Here is a 519-nt window from a genome sequence, read left to right as displayed (position 1 = left end):
TTTTTGACCCCATTTTTCTTGAAGTTGATTGTAAGTGTCAAATTCTTCAAGCTTTTTTTGATGAATTTCGTAGACCTGTGTTTAATGTCCTCAAATTCATATCGCATCAGCGATATGAATAACTGGGCAATAAATCCCAGGATAATAGCTCCATAAATGCTATCATCCGACCACACTCTCAACGGCTTAATCTGAATTTCGTTTTTTAACGAGTGAAATATTTTTTCAATGGAATCCTTTTTTCGGTATATTTTCAATGCCTCTTCAAGTGTCAAATGCCTGTTTGATTTGAGGCAGAAAAATCTTTCTCTTCCATTAATCAGTGAAGCTTTTAAGAGTTCTATAGCTTCTTCATCACTAAGCTCTTCGAGCTTAGTCCTAAAAGAGTAATCAATCTCAATTAACTCGTTATTAATTCTGAACTTCTTAGGAAGCTTTTTCTTGTTTACAATGGCCTTCTGAATCTCTTTTGCTTCCTTTAATTTCCTCATAACAGCTCTTGCTTTTGCTTCCAACTGT

1 pseudogene is annotated in these 519 nt (G+C 34.5%); it reads right to left on the bottom strand.

Annotated features, from left to right (window positions below):
• A pseudogene (locus EO92_RS18655) lies at nucleotides 1–519 on the bottom strand (IS1634 family transposase); the annotation flags it as partial.

This window comes from Methanosarcina sp. 2.H.A.1B.4 (assembly GCF_000979385.1).
In the GTDB taxonomy this organism is placed as follows: Archaea; Halobacteriota; Methanosarcinia; order Methanosarcinales; family Methanosarcinaceae; genus Methanosarcina.
This window is presented reverse-complemented; position numbering and strand designations above follow the sequence as displayed.